This is a genomic window from Brucella sp. NBRC 12953 (genome assembly GCF_040369775.1).
GTDB lineage: Bacteria > Pseudomonadota > Alphaproteobacteria > Rhizobiales > Rhizobiaceae > Brucella > Brucella pseudogrignonensis.
Genome location: NZ_BAABSV010000001.1, coordinates 159,517 through 179,246, shown reverse-complemented (window position 1 = coordinate 179,246; position 19,730 = coordinate 159,517). Strand labels below are relative to the sequence as shown.

The window sequence follows — 19,730 nt, the reverse complement described above, 5'->3', positions numbered from 1 at the left end:
TTTCCAGTTTCAATCTCAATTACTGGCTCGATTACTGGTCCAATATTCATCATTCGCCCTCCCACACGCCTTTCTTCTTCAGGCTGTCGGCGAGATCTTTTGGTACGTAGTTTTCATCGTGTTTGGCGAGAACATTGTCGGCGCGGAATACACCGTCAGGGCCAAAACGGCCTTCAGCAACCACGCCCTGACCTTCGCGGAACAGATCAGGCGCAATCCCTTCAAATACGACATTGACGGTTTTGATTGTGTCCGTGACGGTGAAATGAAGTTCGCTACCCTCACGAGTAACCGAGCCTTCTTCAACAAGACCACCAAGCCGGAACCGCGCACCCGATGTAATTTCCTGCTCTGTCAAATCAGCTGGCGTACGGAAAAAACGGATGTCCTGGCTAAAGGCCATCAGCATGAGACCTACAGCGATTGCGAGTACGACCAGCGCACCGCCGATCAGCATGAGGCGCTTACGCTTCCTCTGACTGACAGTGCGGGCTAAGCTGCCTGTAGGTTTCGTGTTGCGTCCATTACCTTCTGCAGTCGCACTCATTGTGTTGCGCTCCCTGCTTCCAAACCTAGTCCTGCGGCAAAGCTTGTCAGCTCCGTCCGCTTTTCACCATCCAGCGCCGCAACTCCACGTTTGAGTGCATCGAGTGCTGCATCGCGGCGATTGAGGATCATATAGGAGCGCACGAGGCGCTTCCAGCCGTCGATATCCCCGCTGTTTTCGCGAAGACTTTCATCAAGACGTTGAACCATACCCTCAACCATCGCCTGACGATCTTCCGGCCTCATGGATGCTGCAGCGTCTACGTCGTCTGTCGTGGGTCCTTTGGCTGGCGCGGACGGTGCTAGCGATCCTCGAATGCGCGCAATTGTCTGCTCAACCTGAGCACGCCATGGCGCATCTTTCGGCGCCTTATCAAGGAAAGTCTGCAACCTTGTAATGGCGCTGTCGGCATTGCCGTCCTGCATTTCGCCCTGTGCAAGATAATATTGCGGGCGGATATCATTGGGTTCAAGCGCAGCTGCTTTTTCAAACAGACCCTCTGCCTCTGCAGTGATTGGTCCACCTGAGACAGCAATCAAAGCTTCGCCGAGACCAAGGATACGAGGGAAATTTTCACCCTCAAGACGAATGGCCGAACGATATGCGTTCACTGAGTCGGCACCTCGGCCGATACGCAAATAAATCGGCGCCAGAACATCCCAGCCGCGAGCATCATTGGGGTTTTGAGCCAAGTGTGATTCAGCGCGGGCAATAAGCTCATCAACCGAACTGTTCTGCGGGCTGTTAGCCAAGCGTGCAGCAAGTGGCATGGACGGCGTGTCGGGCGCGCCAAAAAGTGGATAGACACCCCAGGCGATAAGGGGGACAGCCAACACAGCTGAAAAAGCCAGCAACCGTCCTGAGTGAACCTTTTTCACCTCGGCAGCAGCGTCGGCGCTGCTCTTTTCAGCACCGAGTATACGACGGGAAATTTCGATACGTGCTTGCTCCGCGCTGGGAGCATCGATCATGCCGCGCGCAGCATCGGCCTCTACTTCGCGCAGCTGGTCTCGATAGACCTCTAGATCGTTTTTTTCAGGGGGCAAAAATTCTTGCTTGTTCCGCGTCAGCGGCAACAAAACAGTCAAAGTAGCTGCAAAAGTCAGCAGTGCGGCAGTCAACCAGAATTCCATGGCTGAGACTTAATCTCAGCGAAGGCAAAAACCAACTCGAAGGACGTGGAATTAGGCTGACTAGGGCAATTCGCCGCAAAGGTTTAATCAAAGGACGCGGATTTGTGCCCGCACATACGCATGGGATAAAATTTAGCGATGCATCCCATGCATGACTGTTTAAGCACCTTTGGCTTTATGTAAGCGGGGTCCAGCTGCCATCGGCATTCCGGCAAGCGGTGCCGCGCGAGGTTTGCGACGCATCGCCAATCGAGAATGTGTGGGTATATTGGCGGCAGTTCTGAGAACCCACCTGATAAGGCTGTGCGGCAGTCACATCGCCGGAAGTCGAACCACTACCGCTCCATGAAACCGCTTTACCTGCCGGAGAATACTCAAGCGCGCGATATTCCGCTTCAAGTGCCTTCTTACGGTCGCCCGTGGTCAGCTGACCTGCTGAACTGCCAAGGAGTCCGTTGCCGAGCGACGCGAGCAGATCCGGACGTGTTTCTGCTTTCGAGGAAAGCCCACCAAGCGAAGTCAGCCCTGAGCCCTTGCCGCCGCCGGAAGTTCCGCAGGCAGAGAGAGCGAACGCTATAGAAGCGATCAAAAACGGAGCAGAAAACCTTGATACCATCGTCATAACAAATCGGCCTTCATAAAAATGAGCATGCATACTATCGTAGGATGCAGCTATTAATCTAACCTTCTAGTCTGCCTCGTGGCAAAAACAACTATCAATCTTCAGTCAGCGGCAACACAACGCGCACCTGAAGGCCGCCAAGATTGCTTTTTCCCAAGAACAAGCTGCCCCCATATTCACGAACCGTATCCTGAACGATTGCCAAACCAAGCCCAGTGCCTGGCTTCGTTTCATCAACGCGGTTACCCCGTTTCAATGCGGCATCAATCTTGTCGGGAGCAAGACCAGGGCCATCATCCTCAATCAGAATCTCGAACTGGCGTTGCACATCCGCCGCAGGTCGCAGAACGATCTTGATCCGTCGACGTCCCCATTTGCCTGCGTTCTCCAGAAGATTACCGACAATTTCTTCCAGATCTTCCTTTTCACCAGCGAAAACTGCATCCGGCAAAACATTTCTGAATGCAATATTGAACGACGGATTGAGCTTTGCAGTTACGCGTTCCATACGCTCAAGCACAGGTGTAACCTGAGTTCGAAATACGACACTATCCCGTTGCGCAGCAATCCGAGCGCGCTGGAGATAGTGTTGTATCTGAACCTGCATGGCCTCGCTTTGCTCAAGCACCACGCGGCCCTGTTCACCACCCATGGAGCGCGCTTCATTCGTCAGCACCGAAAGCGGTGTTTTCAAAGAATGGGCGAGATTTCCGACCTGCGTTCGCGAGCGCTCAACAATGCGGCGGTTATTCTCGATAAGCGCATTCATCTCGTTTGCCAGCGGCGCAATTTCCAGCGGCAGCGACGTATCGAGTTTGGCCGATCGCCCCTCGCGAATATCAGCTAAAGCCTGACGCACTTTATCAAGTGGTCGCAAACCAAAGAGAATAATACCAGCATTGATGAACACGCTGCCAAGGCCGAAAATCGCCAGATAAAGAGCCAACTTGCTTCTGAAGTCTGAGATTTCATTCATCACTTCGCTGAGATTGCCCATGACACGGAAGCGTGCGACGCGATTGTCGTTATCGAGAACAACTTCGGTCTCGACAATATAGAGCTCTTCACCGTTCAGGCCTGGCAGCGTGTAGCTGCGCATAAATGAGCTATCAAAGGGTGCCTGCGTGATCGGCATTTCAGGCACGATGCGCCCGACCGAGGACAGCGACTGGAGTTTGCCGGAAATATTTGAGGAAACGGGATCTACAGACCAGTACCAGCCAGAAAGCGGACTGGAATAACGCAGTTCGCCCAGCTCCGGACGCCCTTGAAGGGTGCCTTCCGGAGAGATGCTCACAGCACCGACGAGACTGAAAAGGTGCGCAGTCAGAAGACGTTCAAAGTTGTTGCGTGCAGCATCGCCATAAAGCGTGCTTATCAATGTCGCGACAACAACAAGCGCCAGAATGACCCAAAGCGTCGAAAGGGTTACGACGCGTATCGCAAGAGAACGCAGAGGGGGGAAAATGCTAAGAAGCTTCAGTTCCCGCTCCCTTTCACATCTGTATTTCCTTCCGAACGGATACGATAGCCCATGCCACGTACCGTTTCGATCAGATCAACGCCCATCTTCTTGCGCAGGCGGCCGACAAAGACCTCAATCGTATTGGAATCTCGGTCAAAGTCCTGATCGTAAAGATGCTCGACCAGTTCGGTGCGCGACACCACTTCGTCCATATGATGCATCAGATAGGAAAGCAGGCGGTATTCGTGCGAGGTAAGCTTCAGCGCCACACCGTCAATACTGGCCTTTGAGGTCTTGGTGTCCAAATGCAGCGGACCGCACACCAGCTCCGACGAAGCATGACCGGCAGCGCGTCGGATAAGCGCGCGCAGTCGCGCCAGCACTTCCTCAATATGAAAAGGCTTTGCGACATAATCGTCGGCACCAGCATCGATACCTGCAACCTTATCGCTCCAGCGATCACGGGCGGTCAGCATAAGAACAGGCATTGTACGACCGCTGCGGCGCCAACGCTCAACAACGCTGATGCCGTCCATCTGCGGCAGACCGATATCGAGGATGACGGCATCATAAGGCTCGGTATCACCGAGATGATGACCTTCTTCGCCATCAAAGGCACTATCGACAACATAGCCCGTAGCAACCATCGCATCCGAGAGCTGCCTGTTCAGGTCCTTGTCGTCTTCAACGATCAGGATACGCAAGTTTAAAGCTCCTCGCAGGAACGCATTACTGTGCGGGGACGGCCACTTCTACACGGCGCGGGCGTTCGCCATCGCGACCAGGTACGAGCACAACGATCACACACATGGCACGACCATTTTGCGTGGTTGGTGTTGCCTTGGCCAATTGGCCACCCTGTGAGGCTGCCACTTGTTCTCCAACTGCCGCGCAATCACCAGCGGCAGCGACCAGAAGATTGGACTTCTGTGGCGTCGCAATTGGCAGGGCACCGGCATCAACCGGCAACAGACCAATGCTAACGGCCAGAAGCGCGAAAATTTTGAGAGCAGGGTTCTGTTTCATCATGTCCCTTATATAGCGCCTCCCAGCTGAACGATGCATGAACGATACACTCTGCTTGTCGACACAAAGGAAATTATGCTCATAAAACAGCTTCAACCCCATCTCCGGATTGAAGCCATTCTAAACTATTGTTTTTATGCATAATATCAACCGGAACATCAGTCAATATTCCGGTTTCATGCATCTTTTCAAAACCTTGCTATCACGGATTATAAAATTATGAAATGCGTGAAGTTGCCCCTATGCGCCCAAAAACGGCGATAAGACCGGCAATAGCTGTAGCAAGCTGCAACAAAATATCCGTCAGAGCCCCCTGATCCACAGTTTCACTGACCAGACCAAAAGCTCCGGCAAGTGATAGAAACTGGGCAACAAGGCCTGCCCAGACTGTACGAGAAAGATACCAAGGCTTATCTTCGATCATGACTTTTCCTTTCTAAATTCAGATCCTGCTTGAAATATCAATGCAAGCAAAATCCCCTGCTCCGATTTTAGAACTCACCATTGCAACGCGAAGCTGGAAGTCACTGCTGCCCAAATCCGAAAGCCGGTCTGCACCGGGGTAATTCCAGGAAGCCGCTTGCACCTGAACGCTTCGGACAAGAACATCCGAACTCCAGATTTCGACCTGATAGGCTTCGCGCTCTTCACCCAGTGGAATCTCTTCCCCAAGCCAGCTATCGGCATCAACACGTCCACGCCTGATCCAGCCGAACAACAGATCACTATTACTGAGCCGCTCTGCTTTGAGGTGAACAGGACTCAATGGTTTCAACGCCTGCACACCGCCGATTGCCTTTACAGTGTCGAAAAAATCGTCCGAGAACGATTTACCGGCCGCTCCAATGCGCCAGTTGAGTTCCAACCCGATTTCAGATGTTTGCAAACCTATGCTTTGAACGCCCCCATCCAGCAGGATGAAGGGCGTACCCGTCGGCTTTTCATTGAGGCTAGCGGCTTCTGTGCCAAGCTGCCCGCGCAAAAGACTGCTTAAGCGCCAATGGTTCTGTCCGATTTCTTGAGCCTCAAGAAACTGCAGTACCTCCCATTTTCCATCGGAGGACTGCACAAGCGCGGTATTGGCACCATTCAGGATTTGCGTGAACGGTTTCGATTCCAACTCACCCGAATACAGCACCAGTTCCAGTGTCTGACCGTCGATAAGTCGCCCACTTGCCCCTCCAGGCAATGGAGCTGTCAGCTCGCCCATAACGGCGCGTTCGCCGATCAGGCCACGCTCGACAAAGCCGTCATCGGAGGGCGAGGCATGAGTCGCGACCCCACGCCAAGGCTTCGCATGACAGGCAATGCGAAACTGACCAGCCGGATCTTCTGCACCCGGCCAGAGTGGCAGGTCGATGAGATGAAATATCGGCTTCATATCCGAAACAGGTCCGCCCGGCGTCAGCTGCGGCGTTTCTCCCCTATCAGCGAAAGCCACATTAGGTGCCAGTGCTACGGCCTTGACCACCCGCACCTCTCCGTCTTCAAGAGACGACACAACATAATCGCGCCCACCGCCCAGCATATCGAGCCGCACACGATCACCGACATGCAGGGCAGCCTCAGACCAGGGCAGTGAGAAGCTTGCTGTCCGCCGTTCGGCATAACGGCGCGCCATCCAGGCTTCCGCGAGTGCAGTCGCCTGTCCCACTTCCATTGAGCCGGAGAGGCTGAGGCTTTCCGTGCCTTGGCCCATATCGCGCCGAACCGATGCACCGACCACCTGAAAATCACGCAGCGGATCGTTGCAATAAAGTTCAGCTACCGAAGGTAAATCACCCTGATCCTCAAGAACCGCGGTCAATGCTTCGCCATCAGTCGGTTCGACAAGCGTAGCCGCCACGTCAAGTACAGGAGCCGCACGACCAATGCTGCGGAACTTGAATTGCCCTGCCTGCTCAAAGCCATGCACACCAAACACATTCATCAGTGGCTCCAGCACACCGCGAGCCGTGCTGGGCTCTGAAATCACGAAGCCAGTCAGATGCCCATCTGCGCCTGTGCAGTCTGCTTCCGGCAATCCAAAATCTGCGAGGATAGCTGCAATAAGCTCATCAAGTGCAACACCGCTCATGCGGCCATTGAGCCAATGTCCCAACCGCCAGTTTGGTGTGTCTCCCCACACGTCGGCTTTCAGCGGAAACTCCGGAAACGGTCTCGTATCCCATGACCAGAGATAGACGCGATCCATGTCGAGCATCGGCCCGCCATAGATGGGGGAAACTGGGTTCCTATCCGGCCAGTAGTGATAATGCGCCCGCAGAAAGCGATCCATGGCAATATCGGAACGCGCCCCATTCGAAAAATAGGGTGTCGCGTTTTCCGAGGATTTCGGATCAGGGAACACATTAGGCTGGTTTGGTCCTTTATCGACCGCCGGGCATCCCAGTTCGGTGAACCATATGGGCTTTGATTGTGGTACCCATGCCGTTGGCGCAAGAGCCTCAGCACCGTCGATGCGATTATAGTGCGGGTTGCTCCACCATGAGCGAATGTCTTTGTATCGGTAAACCCATGGCTTGCCCGCGAGCCCATCCGTGATTGGTGTGCGCTTGCGCTGCTCACGGTTTTCGCTATTGGCATAATACCAGTCGAACCCCTCACCCGCTTCGATGTTGCTGCTCAGACCACCAAGATCGTAAGCACCTTCAAAACCATCAGGGTTGCCACCATCCAGGTCGCCGTCTCGCCAGTCAGCGAGCGGCATATAATTATCGATACCAATGGCATTGATGGCTGGATGTGCCCATAGCGCGTCAAGATTGAAGAAGAGATCGCCGGTGCCATCCTGCGCCTGATAGCCGAAATATTCAGTCCAGTCCGCGCCATAACTGATGCGACAACTCTGCCCGAGCTTCGTGCGCATTTCCGCTGCAAGCGTGCAGAGATGGGTTACGAACGGAAAGCTGTCGCGGCTTTCGCGGATACTGGTGAGACCACGCAGTTCGGAACCCAGCAAAAACGCATCAACTCCGCCCGCCTGCATTGCGAGGCTTGCACAGTGATTCAGAAAACGTCTGTACCCCCATGTTCCGTTGACGAAAGCTGTAACCTGATTGGCCGCTTCCAGCGTCTTGTCAGGTGATCCAGAGATACCAATCGCGGGACTACAGGTTATGCGCCCACGCCATGGGTAAACGGATTGTCCCACACCGCCGTAAGGCGACGGCAGCGAGTTGCCGGCGGGAACATCCATCATGATGAAAGGATATAGCGTTACTTTCAGGCCGCGCGCCTTGGCATCGCGAATTGCATCAACCACACTCTGGTCGGATGGCGTACCACCATAGGCCGCTCCCTCACCGCTCTGGGAAATCAGATGCGCTCCGCCGCGCGTAACATTCTCAACTTTCCATGTCGGGCTCGACGACAAAGCACTCTGATGCGTAACACCGGGGCGTATCTGGCAATATCCCGCGCGCAAGTCATCGCCAAACCACGGCAGGACAATCGCCACATGCTGCAACTGAGGACAAAGCGACTGCAGCTCATCCATAGCAACCGTCCAATCGCTGCGGCCGCGTTTTGCATTGCGATTAAGCGTGCGGCTTTCACCGGGCGACGGTCGATCCGTAACGGGAGTTGGTGAAAGACCGAACTCGGTTGAGCCTGGAATAAGTGCGACAGCACGGACATCTCGCGCCAGCTTCCCAACCGGACGCAGAACCTCAAACTGAAACTGCGGCAGGCGATTGCCATAGACATCAAGCGGAATACGCTCAAACACGACATAGGCCGTTCCGCGATAGGCGGGAGCATTGCCTGTGCCTTGCTTGGCTTCAATCAGCGGATCGGGCTGCTGCGTATCCGTGCCGTGATAAATGCGCAATTCGATTTCGGTAAGATCAAGCTCTTGCCCGTCGGCCCAGACACGGCGAATGCCAGCTATTTCCCCCTCTGCAACAGCATAGGCTGCGTTACCGAAATAGCTGTAGGAGGTCACCTTCGGACCGCCCTTGCCGCCCTGCCGTTCAGTCGTTTTCTTTTCCTCATGCCGTGTCGCCCAAATCAGCGTGCCGGAAAGTCTTGCCGTGCCATAGACGAACGGCAGAGCTGCTCCTTCTTCAGCTGTTGCCACGCGCCCGCTGTTGAGCCTTGCCCCTTCCATATGGCGGGTGGAGTTAATGATAGCCGTATCGATGGCATAACCACCCATTGCGCCAAGCCCTGCGCCGATGGCAGCACCCACAGGGCCAAAAATGCCACCGACGGCAGCGCCCACCGCCTGCAGAACAACAGTCGCCATTGCTTAACCTTCTTGTTCAGGAAAAATGAAAATTCCGGCTATACGTTTTCGCCATTGCGGCACCAGTGCAGAAGCCATCACCCGATGCCCCTCATAGGCATGGATGAAACGGTTCTCACTGGCCATAATGCCAAGATGCTTGGCCGCCATATCGGACCGCCAACGAAAAACGAGGAGATCACCCGGCTGCGGATCAGTGCCGTCGCGGCGCTGCATATGGCGCGATGCGGCTTCAAGCAGCGGATCGCCGTGAGCGGCCTCCGCCCAGTCTGGCGCATAGGTACCGGGGCTTTCCGGCTCAGTGCCATAGATCTTGCGCCAGATGCCGCGCACGAGACCAAGGCAATCGCAACTGATACCGCGCGCGGAAGCGCTGTGGCGGTAGGGCGTGCCAATCCAGCTTTCCGCCTCCGTCAGAATTCTATCTGCAATATTCATGGAACCAGCGCGCTCCCGTCATATTCGTTGTTGGAGCTGACATAGGCAAAGGCGGCGTCATTGCCCGGCAGGTGCGGGAAGCCGCGAAAATTTGCGCTATTGGCAAACTTTGCTTTGCAGGTGGCAAAGCTCTTGTCACAGCCTGCCACCAGTCGAAAACCGTCGCCCGGTTTTGCGGCAAGAACTGGTGGTTCTGTGAGATTCAGGCGATTGCCGCTCTGTGCGAGGACGCGCACCGAACCGCCCTGATTATCTCCGCTTGTCCATGTGAGCCGCCCTTGTGTAAACCAGTTGCTGGCAAAACCATCGAGCCCACTTACACTGAGAATTGGACCGTCGGCGCTTACAACAGAACCAACGGCAAAAAAGCGAGGATCGTCTATGTTCACACCGCAGCGTTTATCGCCCAGCACCGCATCGCATTGACGCAGAACACGCCGTCCACAGACAGCGTCAAAAGCCGCAGCAGCACCTTTCAGTTCCATCACAAACCGGCCACCTGAGCGCGTGATTGCCCCGACCGTCCAGCGCCGCAAAAGCATGTGCTGATCTGGCATGTTCCAATTGGCGAGATAGCTCTCGACCACGGCACCATCAAAGCGCCCCTGCTCAATATCGGTCTCGCTGATGCGTATCGACGACAACACACCTTCGACATCGCCACCCGCGATGGAAAGACCGAGCGTTGTCGTGGCTTCGCTGCTGTTAAGACCCGTTAATGGCTCGCAGGAAATACCTTCCAGAACCAGCGCCTGGTCGTGATCTGTGAAACCCAAGACCACCTGATCGGAACGTCTAATAAGCCATGCAAAGCAATGGCTTGTCACTTCTCCCTTCAGATGTGATTCAAGTTCTGCCGGGACAGGGATCATGCCTTGACCTCGATAATGGGGATAGATGGGATTTCACCTGCTTGAAACGAAGCAATGCTCGCCGTTAGGCGGTCTGTGTCGAAGCGCACAGGCACATCGAACAGGAAACCAGCTGTCACCTTTGCGCCATCAGCAGGCACGTAATCGGGGGTAAAAGATGCAATCCCCTTGGCATGGTCGAGAGTATAAGCCTCACCCTCATCGAGCCTTACGCCGTTGACGCCAATCAGCACGGAAGCCGCGACAGGGCGTGTAATCGGTCGACTGTACGCTTCGTAATGTTTGACAAGCTGGAACATGGCTGTTGCGCCATCGCCTGTTCCGATCACCTGATCGGTAAAGGATGGTGCGAAACTGCCCGCAGCCGAAGAAAAGTCGAACGGATCGCGGAAGCGGAAACTATGCAGCGATCCGCGTCTTGCCTCGAAAAAGGCAAGCACCGATTTCAGATCGTCCAGCGACCGCAAACCGGTTCCCGCATCAAAATGTCTGCGTGAATGCGCCCATCGGGCATTGCGCTTTTCAAAGCCTGATGTGAGCGTGACGATTTCATTGCGCCACTCCGGTCCGGCCGTCGCACCGAATGAGACCCCCAGCGGAAAACGAACATCATGAAAAGCTTGCATCTCACATCCTCCGTGCGCCGCGGCGCACAGCACCCGCGAGCATGGTTGACAGCTGTGCTTCGGATTTGCGGAAAGAAGATGCGTCGGGCGATGTCATGTTGAACACGACCTGCACGGGCTTGGAGCTACCGCCGCCAGTTGCAACGCCCAGCCTGCCATCAGCACCGCGCGCCAGCGGCAGGATCGCTTCCGCACCCGCCTCACCCGTCAGGCCCAGCGAACCATTTCCCATGCCAAAATAAGTGGGGCTTGAAACCACCCCGCCCTTGGCAAAAGGCATGACGCCGCGAATGCCGCCCATCACACCCGACATTAGCGAGGAACCAAGGCTTTGCAGTGGCTGAAGCCCAGCAGAAAGCGCTGAGCCTGCCAGACTGCTGGCAAGCCCGCGCAGCACATCATCAAGCCCCTTGCCAGAAACGATTGCACTTTTCAGTGCCGTTGTCAGGTTTGAGCCGAAGCTTGACGAACGCTTTTCAAGATCGGTCAGAGCGCGATCAAAGGCGCTCATGTCCGCCTCGACGGAAACGGTTACGTTTTCATCTGTCATTGTAAATTACCTGTCGGGAAAGGCGTGCATCAGCGCGTCAAGTGTCGCACGCGAAGGAGCATTCGTGCTCTGCGAAACGGGTCCGAGAACGGCGCCAAGTTCGCGTGGGGTCATGGCCCAGAAGTCTTTTGAGGAAAGCCGCAGCAAACCAAAACCTGCGCGCATCACCTCTTCCCAGGGAAAAGGCTGACGTGAAGGAACTGATTCAACTGCGGCACTCAAGGGTTTGAAGGAGAATCGCTTTCTTCCGTTCCGAAGGTCGCGGTCAGCAATGCTGAAACGATGCGGGCATAGCCGCTCGCGCCGCCATCTGCTCGCATCTCCGCTACATCTTCAAACGGCACATCATGTCCGCCGCCATGCAGACCGGCGCAGATGATACGCTGCATATCGAAGGCGGAAAGCTTGCCGCCGGAAAATCGGGCAATCAAATCGGAGAGATTGTCCGCTTCAAAAGCAGACTCCAATTGTGCCAGCGCACCCAGCGTCAGGCAGAGTGTCCAGTCGCGGCCATCAAGTTTTGCCGCAACCTCGCCGCGATGGCGATTGACCATCATAGTACATCTCCGAAGGAGATCAGTCCTGCGGATTCGAGCGCAATTTCAAACGTCACTTCCGCATCGTGATTGCCACCATATTCAAGGGCCACAATCTGGAAAGGACCGGTGATGGTGCCGAAGTCGGGCAGCAAGATCTGCCAGTTGCGAATCTCACCATCAAAGAACACACTACGGATAAGAGCATCCGATGTTGCATCCTTGAATATGCCCGATCCGCTGATCGAAGCTCGTTGCACGCCGCTTCCGGCCAGCAGTTGCCGCCACCGACCGGCAGCATCCGCATCTGTCACATCGACGGTTTCGGCATTGAAAGCAATGCGCTTGGTGCGCAAGCCAGCACAGGTTTCAAACTGGCCCGTGCCATGCGCAATTTTCAGCAAGATATCCTTGCCGCGTTGAGCTGCCATTCTGTGTTCCTCGATCTTTTTTGCTTTTACGTGCATCTTAATTCTGATCGAAGCGGGATCAGAAATCAGTCCAGTGGACTGATTTCCCCGCATAGACGGTTCCCACTTTTCGGGATGCGCTTTAATTTTCCGGTTCGGTCACAGCGCGGTAGCGCATGGTGCCGAGATAGCTGCCGAACCCGTCCGTATTGCGGGCTAGAACTTCGGTCAGCATGAGATTGACGACGCGATGACCGTTGAGGTCGAGTGGTTCTTCATCGAGCCTCGTTGCGATACGCCCAGCAATTTCAAGCACGCGTTTGCGACCTGCTTCACGCGCCCATATCTGGATATTGAGAAAATGTTCTCCACCCGGCTCAGAGGCCGTATTCCAGTCCTTGCTCAGCGTTTCGCCGAGCGTGACATAAGGAAATGGAGTCTTGGGCGGAACGTGATCATAAACATGCTCACCCCCAAGTGTTTCAATAAGTTCTTCGTCATTCTTCAAGGCGTCATAAAGTGCCTTCTGCAATGCTGCCGCGCCGTTCCTCATCTTGCTCCCCGCTTGATTTTTGAGTGTCGCGCCGGGCAATCAGCTGCCCGGTGGCAATATCCTCCCGCACCGCGATTTGCCTGAAACGCAGTGCCCGAACGAGACCATCGAAGGTCAGTTTCATCGTGATATTCACCGCCCCTCCTCCACCGCCAGGCAGATAAGGTAACGTCCGCGTTCATCCGGATCGTGGACAGAGTGCAGCGTGAAAACACGCCCACCTTTGCGGAAGCGTTTGTCTGTTGCGATGTCTGCTCGATGACGCACCAGAATGCGGTGGGTGATCTCCGGGCGTGGCCGGATACCGAAATCCCGCTGACTAGTTGATAGGGGTTCAATACGACCCCAAACAGTCCCGATCTTCGACCATGTTTCGCGATAGCCACCCATACCATCAGCAACAGACTGCATGGCTTCCAGGGCCAACTCTGTCGTGAGCTGACCCGGATCAATAAACAGCACGTTGTTCATAGGGATATTCGTCGCCAGCTATCGACCATCTGACCAACCATCGTGGGCAGTTCAGCCTTGGTTGTATCCATGCCTGCGCGGTTCTCATAGAGATGCGCAGTCAAAGTGAGTATCGCCTGTTTGAGCGCGTCTGGCACTTCAACGCCGGTTTCCCCAAACCCCGCAATGAAGTCGACCTCAAGGCCACAGAACGTCTGTGCATCCGGATATTGCGCCATATAAACACGTTGCGGACGGCGGCCATGCTGGAGCATGAACTCTTCAGGCTCCATGCTGATTGCACTGCCGTCGGGACGATATGCGACCACAGCTGTGACAGCTTTTACCGGATATTTGAAAATAGCGAGACGCCCCGAGCGCGGCCAGCGATCAACGCGCAGGCGCCATGTCTGATCAACCAGTGCAAGCCCCGTCTCGGCTTCGACAAGCTCGCGCGCGGTCTTGATGATACGGCGCAGAACATCATCTTCACTATCGGTCGAAATTCGCAAAAATGCGCGAGCGTCAGCAATCGTCACCGGTTCCAGCGCCGGCGGCGTGACAAGAAACATTGTCATGTATTTTCCCCTTAAATAACTCTCAAATCAGATAGTTACGCATGCAACCCCAGAAAAAGATTCAACCTGTTCGCAAATTGAATCTAGCTGCCAAAACCGGCAGGGAGATCACTGCTAAAAATATCAGGCTGCGAATTTCAGAAGCTTGATCGCATCAAAATCCTGCACGCCGCCGCCCACGCGTTTGGTGGTGTAGAAAAGCACATATGGCTTGGCAGAATATGGATCGCGCAACACGCGCACACCGATACGATCCACCACCAGATAGCCACGTTCAAAATCGCCAAAGGCAATCGGCGTTCCGTCAGCTGCAATGTCTGGCATATGCTCGGCCTCGACCAGACCAAAACCCATCAGCGACGCCTTTTCACCAACAGCCGCTGGCGGCTGCCAGAGGTAATTGCCGTCTGCATCTTTCAGCTTGCGCAACACGCTCTGCGTCTTGCGGTTCATCACGAAATTGGCGTTCTGGCGATAGCCAGCTTTCAGCGCATAGATGAGTTCAATCAGCTTGTCGGATGGATCGGACGCAGGCAATGCGCCGTCAACACCAGTGGCTATGTGGCCGATCTTACCCCACTCCCAGCTCGCATCTTCGACTGTGCTATAGCTCAGGAAGCCCATCGGCTTGTTTAGGCCATTGCCGGTGATGAAGGCAGCACCTTCCTGTTCGGCAAAGGCTGCTTCGACCTCTTCGGCGATCCACTGCTCAACGTTGACAGCTGCGTCATCAAGCAATGAAGAAGTGGCCGCTGGCATTGCGTAAATTTCCATCGTTAGGAACTGCAGCTCTGCAAGCTTGGCCGAAGCGGTCTGCGGACGCGCATCGGTTTCGCCGACCCAGCCCGTTGCCGGGCCACTGACCGAGAATGGCTTTTTCAGCACGGCACCAGAAACCTGGCGCACACTGGAGATGCCACGTATCGGCGAGAGCACGGCCAGACGGCGACCGATTTCAGTCTCTAGTTCCGCAGGCACCAGATAGCCACCGTCCGGACCAGAGGCATAAGAATGTGCCTTTTGCTCAATGCCACGCATCGCCTGCTCGTCGCCACGGCGCACATAACCGTCAAAGGCCTGCTTATGCTCGACATCAACAATAGCATTGCCCTTGCCAAGCTGCGGACGGGCGCTTTTCAAAACATACTGGTCAAGTGCTTGTTTCTGTTCGTCGAGCGCGCGGTTGATACGATCAACCTTGTCGCGCAACAGCACATCGACATCGGCGCTCTTTTCAACCTTCTTCAAACGTTCGTCATTGGCTTCACGGAACGCCGAGAAGGCCGTCATAAACTCGTCAAAAGCTTCCGACACATCGCCGTTGTTCCCAAGCGCCTTCGTTTCCACGCTCTTGGTTTCGAGCGGGATTGCATGATTTTTTACCATTTTTGATCCTGATTTAATTAAGTTGCATCATCTTGCAGGCGGCACGCATACGCTGCGCAAGTGCCTTGTCATCTGCCTGGAAAGCATCCCGCCCGTCCCGGCCTTGAATAGCTGCAAGCGCTGAATAGCCTTTGGCTATAACCAGACGTGCAGCAGAACGGCTCAGCCCCGCATCCCGCGTGAGCCAGCGTTCAAATTCTCTGACTGTCGGCAAATCCGCCTTCAGATTATCGATGCGTGCCTGTGGCAGCATAGGAAACGTGACCACCGAGATTTCCCAGAGATCTGCTTCCGTGATGTGGCGCAAACCAGTCCGCGCATCCTTGCGCGCTTTGACAGTGCGAAAACCGATGGACAGCCCATCCAGCCCACCAGTGCGCATGAGTTCCAGCGCCTCGCGTGCACGTGCCACGCCCTTGGCCAGTCTGCCCTCGACAAAAAGGCCGCGTGCATCCTCACGAATATCCGTCCAGACACCGATCGGTTCAGTCGCATCGTGTTGCCAAAGCATGCGCACACCGGATGATTTGCGCGAGGAAAGCGATTTCGCAAAGGCGCCTTTTTCGATCACATCATTGCCGAGATCAGCTAAACCAAACACGCTTGCATAGCCTGAAAAGCTGCCATCGATTTCGATCTCTTCAAGCGCCAATGATGCACGCTTAGTTTCAAGTTTCAGGTCAGGCTTTGCCATTCCTGTTCCTTCAACGGGTAGAATTCCAGTTAGCGATGCGTTCTTGGCCCGCTCAGCAAAACGTTTGAGAATGCCCAGCACAGACCATGCCGCGAGGCTTGCAGCCGTCGACCCCATCAACATGAGTTCGGCTCGCCCAAGCAGGGTCTGCAGAGAAAGCGTTTCGGCAATTTTCACGCCTGCAGCGCCCCCAAACACCATGCCGCAGATGATGCCGACCGCAAATCGGATTGCCGCTTCCCGCTTGCCATTTGGCAGCATATAGGCGAGCGACACGGCAGAACCGGCCACCGCGCCCGCAACCTTGGCAAACCACACGAGACTTGCATCAGACGCCATAACGGTTTCGCTCAGATTGCTCATGAAACTCTCCTTTCCGCACGCGGCTGATAGCCAACCGCATCGCGTTTCTCGTCATCACTCAGGAATGAGGCTTCCGACACGCGCCGCCAGAGCGATTCCCGCTCCAGCGACAGACCTTCGATGCGGTCAGTATCGTGCTCAAGTCTGAGATCGTCACCAAACAATGGACCCAACCAACAACCGAAAGCCTTTGCCGTACGGTTGATCAGCGGCAGCACTGTCAGGCGATAAAATGCGCGGTTGGCTTCGGCATAATTGGCGTAAGTGTTGTCGCCCGGAATGCCGAGCAGCATCGGCGGCACGCCAAATGCCAAAGCAATGTCGCGAGCCGCCCCATTTTTCGCTTCGATGAAATCCATATCCTGTGGGCTGTAACCCATAGCCTTCCAGTCGAGCCCACCTTCAAGAAGCAGCGGCCGTCCCGCACCAGATGCTCCGGTGTAGCCCTCCTCAAGTTCGGTTTTCAGGCGATCAAACTGCTCTTCCGTCAAGTTGCCGCCGTCTTTGGGCGCATAGACCAGCGCTCCAGAGGGGCGTGCAGAGTTATCAAGCAAAGCCTTGTTCCAGGCGCCTGCTGCATTGTGCAGATCAAGCGCCATGAGAGCTGCTTCAAGCGGCGGAAATCCGTAATGGTCATCCAGCGGATGAAAAAGCTTCAGATGCAGGCCAACAGATGCAGCGCCCGCAAGCGAAACAATGCGGCTCGTATTGGCTGAGCGATAGACCAGCGATTGCGGCCAGCCGTCACTCGATGTTTCCAGCGTCACCCTTTCAGGCCGCAAAAGATGCAACTCACTTCTACCGCTCGGCAGATCGACGCGCTCCACATAAGCATTGCCCGAAATCAGCAAATGCCCATAAAGCCGCTCGAAGAAACTGCTACCATCAAGCCCGCATTGCGGTGTCGCGATGAGGTCGAGCAACGGATGCACTTCATGTTCGGTCATGCCTTCATAGAGCAGCCACGGCACATTGCTGGCCGCTTCCGCGATCAGGCGCACACAGCGATGCGCGACCGGATTGCGCATGAAGCCCTCACGAGCGAGCGACGTATAATCCCGCGCAATCCACGAAGCGCCGCGCTCCATATGAAGCGCCACGAAGCCATTTGCGCTTTTTCTCTCTCGCCCCGCTTCAGAATACGAAGGGGCATTCGCGGCAACTTTGCGCCACGGCCAGTTCCACGCCATATATCGGCTCTCCAATAAAGTTAAATTTTACCCGAAGCGCCGGATACGTGGCTTTCGTTCGCCACCCAGCATGAGTTCGGTCAGCGCCCAAACGAGTGCATCAAGGCGATCCGGCGAGCGTCCGTTCGAGAGCCCTTCAGGCGCAAAGTCACACATTTCGTCTTCAAGTGCTGCGAAACGCCCGGTATGGCGAACACGCCCCTGTTCATAAAGGGCTGCCACCGGCTCGGCGCGCAACCACTTGCCGCGCGAGGCACGCCGCATCAAAACCGGCACCGTCGCATCTTCCGCCGCAAGCACGGCTGCAACCATTTCGCCGCCCTGATTAACCTCAGCCAGAACCGCATCCGCTTCAAAGGAATGATAAAGCGCAATCGCCCGTCGCGCCCATTGATGTGGCTTGGCCATGTTCATGGTTTCATCGGCAAGCACATGCGCAAAACCATTTTCATCGATACCTGCAACCACAATCCCGCAAGCATCCGACGACTTACCCGAAGAAGCAGGAGGGTCGATCGCCACCAGAATGCGGATAAGTTCCGGTGCCTGAACCTCAAAGCACTGTTCTATCCGGTCGCGCGACCACAAGGCGCCTGCGCGTTCTTCAATCAAATCGCCATCGAGTTCCTGCCGTCCAAGCCTCGTTCCGGCATATCGCTGGTTAATCGTCTCAATAAAACCGTTCGCCAGATTGGCTGCGTTTTCAGATGTCCGCATATGCGTCATCGAAACTGAAGCATCGCTGATCAATGCCTTCAACAAAGGCACGGGCCTCGGTGTCGTCGTCACAACCTGACGCGGGAAATCGCCCAGACGCAGGCCAAATTGCAGCATGTCCCATGTGGCTTGCGGATTTTTCCACTTGGCCAGCTCGTCGCACCATGCAGCATCAAATTGCGGTCCGCGTAATCCATCCGGATCCTCGGACGAATAAAGCGACGCCACCGCACCATTGTCCCACAGAAGTCGCTTACGCGTTGCTTCATATCGCGGCCGCGAAAGCCGTGAGACCGACAATATGCCGGAGGGACCATCCACCATCACCTCGCGCGCATCGGCAAAAGTTTCACCGACCAACGCGATGTGCCTACAAGCCTTTGCTGCAAAAGGTGCCAGGCCCAGTGCCATGCCAGACACCCATTCAGCACCAGCACGCGTTTTGCCAGAACCGCGACCACCCAGAATAAGCCAGGTTCGCCAGCCGGCGGGTGGCGGCAATTGTGCATCACGCGCCTTGAGCAGCCATTCGCTTTCTGCTGTCATGATCTGATTTCGCGTCAAGTCCGCGCCCCAAGATTTCCTGCGCGCGCCTTTTTGCAAGTTCGTCGATTCTCCTGTCTATGCGAGCCAGAGCCTGTCTGGCTTCATGAAGGCTTGGTGCCAAAGCACCACCGTTCACTTCCGACGCCCCCGTCTCAATTGCAAGCTCACCAACCGTCTTCACGGCTTTCGCCAGAGCCATGAGGGCTTCTGCCTTGTTTTTGTCTGGCAGCTCCTCCCCATCGATCAGTTTGTTGAGCTCAGTCCGCAATCGTTGCAGAGCATTTTCGGTGCTGGACGATTTGATTTGCACCTGCTCATTCAGACCAAAGCGCTTCAACCAGTGAAGATATTGTCTCTCGGAGCATCCCATCACCTTTGCGATTTCGGTGACGGCAACGTCGTGTTTCATTTGCAGGCGAAAAGCCAGCCTGACCCTCGCCTCGCGGCACTCGTCAATTTTTCGCGTTTTCAACGGCCTTATCCGTCAAACTCCCTTTTCCATGCAAAACCCCGAAAGCATGAAGCTTCCGGGGTTTTGCATTGCCGATAAAAGCCGGGGGTATCGAGGCTTCTTCGGCACCAGTCACACTTTTCTGACTGTATCTAATAGCTAGCAAATGACCGTTACGCCGTCAAGGACTATTTTCCTATCAATGATTATTTTCCTGATCTTTTTATGAGATCTGTTTACTAATTTACGTGAGTTATAGCTTATTAATCTGATATGATTGACGGGTAGGTTTCGCTCGTCTCACAACTTTAACGGCTATAAAGTAGAG

General features: G+C 55.1%; 24 protein-coding genes and 1 pseudogene. All 25 read right to left on the bottom strand.

Annotated features, from left to right (window positions below; translation table 11 throughout):
* Positions 1–49 precede the first annotated feature (49 nt).
* The 25 genes and pseudogenes from ccmE to ABWV94_RS00820 all read right to left on the bottom strand — a co-directional run bounded on the left by ccmE (position 50) and on the right by ABWV94_RS00820 (position 19,423).
* Positions 50–547 carry a cytochrome c maturation protein CcmE gene (gene ccmE, locus ABWV94_RS00940; RefSeq protein ID WP_113498240.1) on the bottom strand — a complete coding sequence of 166 codons (498 nt, stop codon included), beginning with the start codon at positions 545–547 and terminating at the stop codon, positions 50–52.
* On the bottom strand, positions 544–1,680 hold the full coding sequence (gene ccmI, locus ABWV94_RS00935) for a c-type cytochrome biogenesis protein CcmI (protein WP_113498242.1): 1,137 nt from the start codon (positions 1,678–1,680) through the stop codon (positions 544–546). The genes ccmE and ccmI overlap by 4 nt, the downstream gene beginning before the upstream one ends.
* 175 nt (positions 1,681–1,855) lie before the next feature.
* On the bottom strand, positions 1,856–2,302 hold the full coding sequence (locus tag ABWV94_RS00930; RefSeq protein ID WP_113498418.1) for an RT0821/Lpp0805 family surface protein: 447 nt from the start codon (positions 2,300–2,302) through the stop codon (positions 1,856–1,858).
* A 94-nt stretch (positions 2,303–2,396) separates the two neighbouring features.
* Positions 2,397–3,707 carry an ATP-binding protein gene (locus ABWV94_RS00925; protein WP_079211667.1) on the bottom strand — a complete coding sequence of 437 codons (1,311 nt, stop codon included), beginning with the start codon at positions 3,705–3,707 and terminating at the stop codon, positions 2,397–2,399.
* A gap of 74 nt (positions 3,708–3,781) precedes the next feature.
* On the bottom strand, positions 3,782–4,471 hold the full coding sequence (locus ABWV94_RS00920) for a response regulator transcription factor (RefSeq protein ID WP_007874201.1): 690 nt from the start codon (positions 4,469–4,471) through the stop codon (positions 3,782–3,784).
* Positions 4,472–4,496: 25 nt separating this feature from the next.
* Positions 4,497–4,793: a hypothetical protein gene (locus ABWV94_RS00915; protein WP_079212552.1), complete on the bottom strand. Its 297-nt coding sequence runs from the start codon at positions 4,791–4,793 to the stop codon at positions 4,497–4,499.
* 217 nt (positions 4,794–5,010) lie between these two features.
* A complete protein-coding gene (locus ABWV94_RS00910) occupies positions 5,011–5,217 on the bottom strand; it encodes a hypothetical protein (RefSeq protein WP_113498244.1) in 207 nt (68 codons plus the stop codon).
* Between the two features lie 18 nt (positions 5,218–5,235).
* Complete coding sequence (locus ABWV94_RS00905) at positions 5,236–9,042, bottom strand: baseplate multidomain protein megatron (RefSeq protein WP_113498246.1); 3,807 nt, start codon at positions 9,040–9,042, stop codon at positions 5,236–5,238.
* Between the two features lie 3 nt (positions 9,043–9,045).
* On the bottom strand, positions 9,046–9,480 hold the full coding sequence (locus tag ABWV94_RS00900; RefSeq protein ID WP_113498248.1) for a C40 family peptidase: 435 nt from the start codon (positions 9,478–9,480) through the stop codon (positions 9,046–9,048).
* Positions 9,477–10,352: a phage/gene transfer agent baseplate hub protein gene (locus ABWV94_RS00895; RefSeq protein ID WP_064320346.1), complete on the bottom strand. Its 876-nt coding sequence runs from the start codon at positions 10,350–10,352 to the stop codon at positions 9,477–9,479. Before ABWV94_RS00895 ends, ABWV94_RS00900 begins: the two co-directional genes overlap by 4 nt.
* Positions 10,349–10,978 (bottom strand): DUF2460 domain-containing protein, encoded by a 630-nt coding sequence (locus ABWV94_RS00890; RefSeq protein ID WP_064320345.1) that lies wholly within the window; start codon positions 10,976–10,978, stop codon positions 10,349–10,351. Before ABWV94_RS00890 ends, ABWV94_RS00895 begins: the two co-directional genes overlap by 4 nt.
* A 1-nt stretch (position 10,979) precedes the next feature.
* Positions 10,980–11,528, bottom strand: coding sequence for a phage tail tape measure protein (locus ABWV94_RS00885; RefSeq protein WP_113498250.1), 549 nt, complete (start codon positions 11,526–11,528; stop codon positions 10,980–10,982).
* A 6-nt stretch (positions 11,529–11,534) separates the two neighbouring features.
* A complete protein-coding gene (locus ABWV94_RS00880) occupies positions 11,535–11,750 on the bottom strand; it encodes a rcc01693 family protein (protein ID WP_105518303.1) in 216 nt (71 codons plus the stop codon).
* Positions 11,747–12,085: a gene transfer agent family protein gene (locus ABWV94_RS00875; protein WP_039859598.1), complete on the bottom strand. Its 339-nt coding sequence runs from the start codon at positions 12,083–12,085 to the stop codon at positions 11,747–11,749. The genes ABWV94_RS00880 and ABWV94_RS00875 overlap by 4 nt, the downstream gene beginning before the upstream one ends.
* Complete coding sequence (locus ABWV94_RS00870; RefSeq protein WP_113498420.1) at positions 12,082–12,495, bottom strand: phage major tail protein, TP901-1 family; 414 nt, start codon at positions 12,493–12,495, stop codon at positions 12,082–12,084. Before ABWV94_RS00870 ends, ABWV94_RS00875 begins: the two co-directional genes overlap by 4 nt.
* A gap of 121 nt (positions 12,496–12,616) precedes the next feature.
* Positions 12,617–13,027: a DUF3168 domain-containing protein gene (locus tag ABWV94_RS00865; RefSeq protein WP_064320342.1), complete on the bottom strand. Its 411-nt coding sequence runs from the start codon at positions 13,025–13,027 to the stop codon at positions 12,617–12,619.
* The gene (locus ABWV94_RS00860; protein WP_153223303.1) at positions 12,987–13,163 is read right to left on the bottom strand and encodes a hypothetical protein; all 177 of its coding nucleotides are present in this window, start codon (positions 13,161–13,163) and stop codon (positions 12,987–12,989) included. Before ABWV94_RS00860 ends, ABWV94_RS00865 begins: the two co-directional genes overlap by 41 nt.
* Positions 13,160–13,498: a phage head closure protein gene (locus ABWV94_RS00855; RefSeq protein WP_113498252.1), complete on the bottom strand. Its 339-nt coding sequence runs from the start codon at positions 13,496–13,498 to the stop codon at positions 13,160–13,162. Before ABWV94_RS00855 ends, ABWV94_RS00860 begins: the two co-directional genes overlap by 4 nt.
* Complete coding sequence (locus tag ABWV94_RS00850) at positions 13,495–14,055, bottom strand: head-tail connector protein (RefSeq protein WP_353412461.1); 561 nt, start codon at positions 14,053–14,055, stop codon at positions 13,495–13,497. Before ABWV94_RS00850 ends, ABWV94_RS00855 begins: the two co-directional genes overlap by 4 nt.
* A gap of 123 nt (positions 14,056–14,178) precedes the next feature.
* Positions 14,179–15,441 carry a phage major capsid protein gene (locus ABWV94_RS00845; protein ID WP_113498257.1) on the bottom strand — a complete coding sequence of 421 codons (1,263 nt, stop codon included), beginning with the start codon at positions 15,439–15,441 and terminating at the stop codon, positions 14,179–14,181.
* 13 nt (positions 15,442–15,454) lie between these two features.
* Positions 15,455–16,135, bottom strand: coding sequence for an HK97 family phage prohead protease (locus ABWV94_RS00840; RefSeq protein WP_113498422.1), 681 nt, complete (start codon positions 16,133–16,135; stop codon positions 15,455–15,457).
* Between the two features lie 9 nt (positions 16,136–16,144).
* A pseudogene (locus ABWV94_RS00835) lies at positions 16,145–16,498 on the bottom strand (DUF6107 family protein); the annotation flags it as partial.
* Positions 16,495–17,688, bottom strand: a complete 1,194-nt coding sequence (locus ABWV94_RS00830) for a phage portal protein (protein ID WP_113498259.1) — start codon at positions 17,686–17,688, stop codon at positions 16,495–16,497. The gene ABWV94_RS00830 and the pseudogene ABWV94_RS00835, both read right to left, overlap by 4 nt.
* Positions 17,689–17,715: 27 nt before the next feature.
* Complete coding sequence (locus tag ABWV94_RS00825; RefSeq protein ID WP_113498261.1) at positions 17,716–18,951, bottom strand: DNA-packaging protein; 1,236 nt, start codon at positions 18,949–18,951, stop codon at positions 17,716–17,718.
* The gene (locus ABWV94_RS00820) at positions 18,914–19,423 is read right to left on the bottom strand and encodes a hypothetical protein (RefSeq protein ID WP_113498263.1); all 510 of its coding nucleotides are present in this window, start codon (positions 19,421–19,423) and stop codon (positions 18,914–18,916) included. Before ABWV94_RS00820 ends, ABWV94_RS00825 begins: the two co-directional genes overlap by 38 nt.
* Positions 19,424–19,730 lie beyond the last annotated feature (307 nt).

Bases quoted from the DNA above. Each gene is read 5' to 3' on its own strand.
- ccmE (WP_113498240.1), bottom strand. From the start codon at position 547: ATGAGTGCGACTGCAGAAGGTAATGGACGCAACACGAAACCTACAGGC.
- ccmI (WP_113498242.1), bottom strand. From the start codon at position 1,680: ATGGAATTCTGGTTGACTGCCGCACTGCTGACTTTTGCAGCTACTTTG.
- ABWV94_RS00930 (WP_113498418.1), bottom strand. From the start codon at position 2,302: ATGACGATGGTATCAAGGTTTTCTGCTCCGTTTTTGATCGCTTCTATA.
- ABWV94_RS00915 (WP_079212552.1), bottom strand. From the start codon at position 4,793: ATGAAACAGAACCCTGCTCTCAAAATTTTCGCGCTTCTGGCCGTTAGC.
- ABWV94_RS00910 (WP_113498244.1), bottom strand. From the start codon at position 5,217: ATGATCGAAGATAAGCCTTGGTATCTTTCTCGTACAGTCTGGGCAGGC.
- ABWV94_RS00905 (WP_113498246.1), bottom strand. From the start codon at position 9,042: ATGGCGACTGTTGTTCTGCAGGCGGTGGGCGCTGCCGTCGGTGGCATT.
- ABWV94_RS00900 (WP_113498248.1), bottom strand. From the start codon at position 9,480: ATGAATATTGCAGATAGAATTCTGACGGAGGCGGAAAGCTGGATTGGC.
- ABWV94_RS00895 (WP_064320346.1), bottom strand. From the start codon at position 10,352: ATGATCCCTGTCCCGGCAGAACTTGAATCACATCTGAAGGGAGAAGTG.
- ABWV94_RS00890 (WP_064320345.1), bottom strand. From the start codon at position 10,978: ATGCAAGCTTTTCATGATGTTCGTTTTCCGCTGGGGGTCTCATTCGGT.
- ABWV94_RS00885 (WP_113498250.1), bottom strand. From the start codon at position 11,528: ATGACAGATGAAAACGTAACCGTTTCCGTCGAGGCGGACATGAGCGCC.
- ABWV94_RS00875 (WP_039859598.1), bottom strand. From the start codon at position 12,085: ATGATGGTCAATCGCCATCGCGGCGAGGTTGCGGCAAAACTTGATGGC.
- ABWV94_RS00870 (WP_113498420.1), bottom strand. From the start codon at position 12,495: ATGGCAGCTCAACGCGGCAAGGATATCTTGCTGAAAATTGCGCATGGC.
- ABWV94_RS00865 (WP_064320342.1), bottom strand. From the start codon at position 13,027: ATGAGGAACGGCGCGGCAGCATTGCAGAAGGCACTTTATGACGCCTTG.
- ABWV94_RS00855 (WP_113498252.1), bottom strand. From the start codon at position 13,498: ATGAACAACGTGCTGTTTATTGATCCGGGTCAGCTCACGACAGAGTTG.
- ABWV94_RS00850 (WP_353412461.1), bottom strand. From the start codon at position 14,055: ATGACAATGTTTCTTGTCACGCCGCCGGCGCTGGAACCGGTGACGATT.
- ABWV94_RS00845 (WP_113498257.1), bottom strand. From the start codon at position 15,441: ATGGTAAAAAATCATGCAATCCCGCTCGAAACCAAGAGCGTGGAAACG.
- ABWV94_RS00840 (WP_113498422.1), bottom strand. From the start codon at position 16,135: ATGGCAAAGCCTGACCTGAAACTTGAAACTAAGCGTGCATCATTGGCG.
- ABWV94_RS00830 (WP_113498259.1), bottom strand. From the start codon at position 17,688: ATGGCGTGGAACTGGCCGTGGCGCAAAGTTGCCGCGAATGCCCCTTCG.
- ABWV94_RS00825 (WP_113498261.1), bottom strand. From the start codon at position 18,951: ATGACAGCAGAAAGCGAATGGCTGCTCAAGGCGCGTGATGCACAATTG.